This is a genomic window from Desulfobacter sp. (assembly GCF_050177295.1).
The window spans coordinates 1-5,429 of record NZ_JBFXHE010000303.1 but is presented as its reverse complement, the minus strand read 5'-3'; the positions used below and the strand labels follow the sequence as shown (position 1 = coordinate 5,429).

Below are 5,429 nucleotides of genomic sequence, written 5' to 3'. Positions count from 1 at the left end.
GTAGGCATCCACCACCGTGAGATCAGGTTTGCGGAAAGAGGAAAAATCTGCGATACATTGGTGAAGGTCGTTGCGATGCCAGTACCACCGATCCCAGACCACACCCATGAGGTTCTTCATGCCGATGGTAAGCATGGCTGAACTGTGGTGTTTGAGCACCGGCACATTGATGAATACATCCGCCTTCAGGAGGGCCTCGTGGACTTTGGCCGTCTTGAGCCTCTGGCCTTGGGGCACGGAAACGCTTTTGTAGTAGCCCTCGCTGTCTGCGGACACCATTTTTCCGCCGGCCGCCTCTACGGCGGCTTCAATGCCGCTGTTGGCATAACAGCGTCGCCAGTTGTCGCAGGTGTGGTCAAACACAGAAACCCCCCGGGCCCCTGCTGAAAGGCAGTGTTCTATAATACGCCCCACAAGGGCGGGATGGGTGTTGCCGCCCCGTTCAGGGGGGAGGTCCCAGCCGATGTTCGGCTTGACCACAACCCGGCTGCCCCTGGGCACAAAGGTCTGCATACCGCCCAAAGAGGCAATGGCGAGATCAAACATCTGGTCCGGCTCCCCGCCCCGGACCGCCACCAGGTCGTAGGCAACCCTCTTTGGGGCTGCAAAAAGTTTTCCCACCTCCGGAAAGGCAAGGGTGGATCCTGCGGCGATACCGCAGCCGATGGTTTTTTTCAAAAAATCCCGTCGATCCATGGCATTTTTCCTTACAATTTGGTTCTATTCTATGGGCCGGCCTTGGAATTTCAATTGAGGCTGGGTGTGGCGCTAGTTTACAGGCACGATTTCAAGCCAGTACCCGTCCGGATCATTGATAAAATAGATGCCCATATCCTTATTTTCATAGCAGATACACCCCATTTTCTCATGCAGGTCGTGGGCCGCGTTAAAATCATCTGTTTTGAATGCAATGTGAAACTCTTGATCGCCAAGATCGTAGGGGGCATTCCTGTCCTTAAGCCAGGTCAATTCCAGTTTGTTGCCGGACTGATTATCCGTTAAAAATACAATAATATAGGAACCGTCTGTGGCCGTTTTTCTTCTCAATTCCGTAAGGCCGAGTGCTTTTTCATAAAACGCCAGACTTCCTTCCAGATTGAGAACATTGATATTAAAATGATCAATTGTAAATCCCATATTTATTTTTTCGCTCCCATTTAAAAATTTTTAAACTCCAGGCTGCACAAGTTTGGTGACCGCGTATAATTTTACAGCGATTAAAAATGGTATCATAGGCCCACCATAGGGTGGTCTTTGCATAGGGTCAAGAAAAAATAACATATTATCGCCAACTATTGAATTGGTTTCGTAAAAAAAAGTCAAAAAAATCAGGGATTCCCCGATTGATTTGTCCTGTCTGCCGTTGATATTATATCTCACATATGTGTGACAGAGGATAAAAACACAAGAAAACAATAAATTTCCTCTGAACCACCAAACCCTTAAAGATTAATCCGGGGAGGAAGGTGAATGATTGAAACAACTGAAATTCAAGCACAAAGTGATATCTTTGATTTTTTAAGGATCATTAACGATGAAGTTTTGGGACTTACAAGGGCTGACGAAATCAGCTCCGGTGCTAACTTCAGCTTACATTCCATCAATCAGTTAGATTCCGTTATCCAATCCGAAACGGAAATCGAAAAAAAAGCCTAATTTCCTATTTTTTCTTCTAAAGATTCTTCTTTCTAATATCGCGGTGCCGCTAAAAAGTTCCTTTTTGGCGGCAACCGATTTTTTTTGGTTTATATTTTTTCACACGGCTGTATTCAGTTTTTACTTTAGCATTTTCCCTAGACAAAACGGGTAAAATGTATTATTAATAAAATTATGAAAATAGGTCGCGCATATAAGTACCGTATCTACCTCTGTAAATTTTTTTTCAAGGCCGTGCAGCCTATCCTACGTTTAAGAGCAAAAACAGTATAGCTTTATATCAAAAAATGTATCGGAGCCAATAGGACAATTGAACACACAAGACAAACTTTTCGCCCTGCGCCGAAAAATGGATGAGGCTGGAGTGAGTGCCGTGATCATTCCAAATGCAGATCCCCATCAAAGCGAATACCTGGCCGGACACTGGCAGGCCCTCAAATGGCTGACCGGATTTTCCGGTTCTGCGGGTACGGCTGTGGTGACAAAAACAAAGGCCGGGATGTGGACGGATTTTCGCTACTGGATCCAGGCCGCAACCCAACTGAATGGTTTTGACCTGTTCAAGCAGGGGGAGACAGGTGTGCCTTTCTTTGACAGATGGCTGGCCGATACGTTATCCCCCAATGACCGCATTGCCCTGGATGGAAAAATTGTATCTGCAGCCCAGGCCGGCAGTCTGAAAAAACAATTTTCACAAAAAGATATTGTCCTGGAGACGACCATGGATCTGATTTCCGATCTGTGGCAAGAGAGGCCGACAAGGCCACGGACCCCGGCCTTTGAGCTGAATATCGTCTATGCCGGTGAAACCCGGAAAGAAAAATTTTCTCGTATACGCAAAAAAATGGCAGATTACAATGCGGACTGCCATGTTCTGGCCGCCTTAGATGATATTGCCTGGACCTTTAATCTGAGGGGTGAAGATATTCATACCAATCCGGTGAATCTGGCATTTGCCCTGATGACTATGGATAAAATCTGTCTGTTCATTGATCCCGCCAAGGTCAGTCCGGAACTTGAGACAGCCCTTAGGACGGATGGCGTTTCATTATTTGACTACGACGCTTTTTATGAGACAGTTCATACGCTGAATAAAAAATCCAAGGTACTGCTTGACCCCGAAAAAGTTTCAGATTTTATTTACCAGGCCGTAAAGATGCGCTCGGATATTATTGAGGCGCCAAACCCTTCGACAAAGTTTAAATGCCTGAAAAATAAAATTGAAATATCCCATATCCGTGATACTGCGGTCAAAGACGGCCGGGCCGTGGTCAATTTCCTGCACTGGCTTGACACAAGCGATACACCCAAAACTGAAATGTCAGCCGCAGAACAGCTCTTACACTTTCGCAAAGAACAGGACGCCTTTGTTCACCCCTCCTTTGACGCCATTATGGCGTTTAGGGAACATTCAGCCATCTGCCATTACAGTGCTGATCCTGATACGAATCTGCCCCTAAGTCCTGATGCCATGTTTCTGACTGATTCCGGGGGCAATTACCTGACCGGCACCACGGATATTACACGCACCGTGCATTTAGGAAGGCCGACAAGTCAGGAAATTCAAGATTACACCCTGGTACTTAAAGCCCATATTGCCGTTGCAACGGCACGCTTTCCCTCCACTGCCAGGGGATACCAGATAGATGCCATGGCCCGTCGGCACTTATGGCAGCAGGGACTTGACTTCGGCCACGGCACAGGCCACGGGGTGGGATTTTTCCTGTGTGTGCACGAAGGTCCGGCACGCTTAAGCACGCTTCCCGTGGATATCGCCCTTGCCCCCGGCATGCTGTTGACCAACGAACCCGGACTTTACCGGGAAGGCCGGTACGGAATCCGGCTTGAAAATATGGTGCTTGTGGTCAAGGACAGGGAGACGCCGTTCGGCAGTTTTTTAAAGTTTGAAAACATGACTATCTGCCATTTTGAACGCAGCCTTATGGATAAAACCATGCTGAGTTCGGCGGAAATCAACTGGGTCAATGGGTATCACCAGATGGTTTATGACCGGCTGGCGCCGGGACTGGACGCGCCGGTCCGGCAGTGGCTCAAGGAGAAAACAAAGGTCCTTTAAATAAAAAGAAAACAGGCTGCATGAAACACATACAGCCTGCCTTAGATTTTTATGAATTTCAGACTTGGACTCTACCCCATTGAACTGAATCGTTTTCTTCCAAAAGCACTGACCCCCAGAAGGCCAAGGCCAAAGAGAACCAGGGTTCCGGGTTCGGGAACTGCATTATCACCACCACTACCAGGTGGTAATGAAGTGGTGTAAATTTTAAGGCTAACAGCATTTAGATAAAAATGACAGTCTGGATCAAAACCAAGTTCGAAAACCCCATCCTGAGCCCAGATAAAAAGGGATTCAATCTCAGCTGACGATGAAGTGACGGAACTGGCGCGATAATCATGGATACCATTAACATCAGCAGTATATCCTGTTGAAGTTTTTTCAAAAGAGACAATGATGTCATTGTAATCTGGATCAGTTGAATATTCCAAAGTTTTATTCAATTTTTTAATATATGATAGTTGGCTAGCATCGCCGGTATTAGTCGTTTGTGCATTCTCAATAAAATAATTACTGTCAACACTACCATCATAATAGTTATTATTACTATCATACTTCCCATCAACGGTATTATGCTGGATTTTCCAGGTTCCATCCCAATCCAAAGTATTGCCGGAAGTATCTAACCCAGGAGAATCAAGGGCCGAGATATAAAGTATATTATAGTTATTGTCCCAGTTACGAATGCTATCCAAAGTCAGTTCAAAACCAGTTATTGTCTCTGATGTTCCATCATAGTCTAATGTTGTCAAATCAATTTCCCATGAATAAGCATAATCATGATTCAAACTATTCAAATCTGTTGTTCTTATTGTATACTCCCCACCAAATGAAACCCCGCTAAAGGCTAAAACCAGGCTCACAGAAGCGAGCAACAAAAGCAATTTTTTCATTATCCCTCCAATTTCCTTTTTCCCTCAAGGTACTTTAATTTGATACACAATTTAATGCAAAAGATAAGCCATGCTTTAAACAGGGGTAGCAAAAATATTTCAACACACTAATTTTATTAATTTTAATCAAAAATAAAATACCGTTTTAATGATTTTCTTCATTCTTAGCCTTAATATCTACTGGTGGATAAATAATTTTTTGAAAAATTTTCAATAGTTTTATGAAATCTATTACACAATCCAGAGAAAAAAAATCCCATTACATCGACTCTATGCTTACATAAGGACATGTATTGTTCCATTTTTATTATGCGATTGCCACCTGGCTAAACATATGGTAAGGATTCTCAAATAAAAGTTTAAAAGTTAAACACTGAGATCCCTTAAGCAGACAAACCATTGTCAGTCAAATTTTAATATATAATCCCTTTACATCGGATTTCCAATGAGAAAAAAATCATTTATTTATTTGCTTTTTATTCTTTCAGCATGTTCCTTTTTTCTAATCTTTTATTCCTGCTCTTCTCCCCAGAGTGAGGCCGCCAAACATTATGAAAATGCAAAGCGTTACTTTGCCGCCCAAGAGTATGAAAAGGCAAAGATAGAATTTCAGAATGTGATTCAACTGGAACCGGATAATGACAAGGCCCAGTGTGACCTGGGGGAAACCTATGTTCATCTCCAGGACCCGGTAAAGGCAGCCGCAGCCTTTCACCAGGCCGTTCTCCTGAACCCGGAGAATCTCCAGGCCAAACTGAGGCTGGGCCAGATTCTTCTTCTGGCCAAGGAAACCAAAGAGGCCA

Annotated in this window: 6 protein-coding genes; 3 read left to right on the top strand and 3 right to left on the bottom strand. The window is 44.4% G+C overall.

Translation table 11 applies throughout. The features are described from left to right. A partial coding sequence (locus tag AB7U36_RS17475) for a DUF362 domain-containing protein (protein WP_428160960.1) occupies positions 1 to 696 on the bottom strand: 696 nt, incomplete at its 3' end. A 72-nt stretch (positions 697 to 768) separates the two neighbouring features. Next, complete coding sequence (locus AB7U36_RS17470; protein ID WP_428160959.1) at positions 769 to 1,137, bottom strand: VOC family protein; 369 nt, start codon at positions 1,135 to 1,137, stop codon at positions 769 to 771. Positions 1,138 to 1,470: 333 nt separating this feature from the next. On the opposite strand from AB7U36_RS17470, the gene AB7U36_RS17465 reads away from it, so the two are divergent. After that, positions 1,471 to 1,656 carry a hypothetical protein gene (locus AB7U36_RS17465; RefSeq protein ID WP_428160958.1) on the top strand — a complete coding sequence of 62 codons (186 nt, stop codon included), beginning with the start codon at positions 1,471 to 1,473 and terminating at the stop codon, positions 1,654 to 1,656. 310 nt (positions 1,657 to 1,966) lie between these two features. Continuing rightward, positions 1,967 to 3,733 (top strand): aminopeptidase P family protein, encoded by a 1,767-nt coding sequence (locus AB7U36_RS17460; RefSeq protein WP_428160957.1) that lies wholly within the window; start codon positions 1,967 to 1,969, stop codon positions 3,731 to 3,733. Between the two features lie 71 nt (positions 3,734 to 3,804). On the opposite strand, the gene AB7U36_RS17455 is transcribed toward AB7U36_RS17460, so the two are convergent. Continuing rightward, the gene (locus AB7U36_RS17455) at positions 3,805 to 4,626 is read right to left on the bottom strand and encodes a PEP-CTERM sorting domain-containing protein (RefSeq protein ID WP_428160956.1); all 822 of its coding nucleotides are present in this window, start codon (positions 4,624 to 4,626) and stop codon (positions 3,805 to 3,807) included. Positions 4,627 to 5,071: 445 nt separating this feature from the next. Here AB7U36_RS17455 and AB7U36_RS17450 point away from each other — a divergent pair. Beyond that, positions 5,072 to 5,429, top strand: a 358-nt coding sequence (locus tag AB7U36_RS17450; RefSeq protein ID WP_428160955.1) for a tetratricopeptide repeat protein, incomplete at its 3' end; no start/stop codon positions are given.

Excerpts from the sequence above, each read along its gene's own strand:
- AB7U36_RS17465 (WP_428160958.1), top strand. The coding sequence starts at position 1,471 with ATGATTGAAACAACTGAAATTCAAGCACAAAGTGATATCTTTGATTTT.
- AB7U36_RS17455 (WP_428160956.1), bottom strand. The coding sequence starts at position 4,626 with ATGAAAAAATTGCTTTTGTTGCTCGCTTCTGTGAGCCTGGTTTTAGCC.
- AB7U36_RS17470 (WP_428160959.1), bottom strand. The coding sequence starts at position 1,137 with ATGGGATTTACAATTGATCATTTTAATATCAATGTTCTCAATCTGGAA.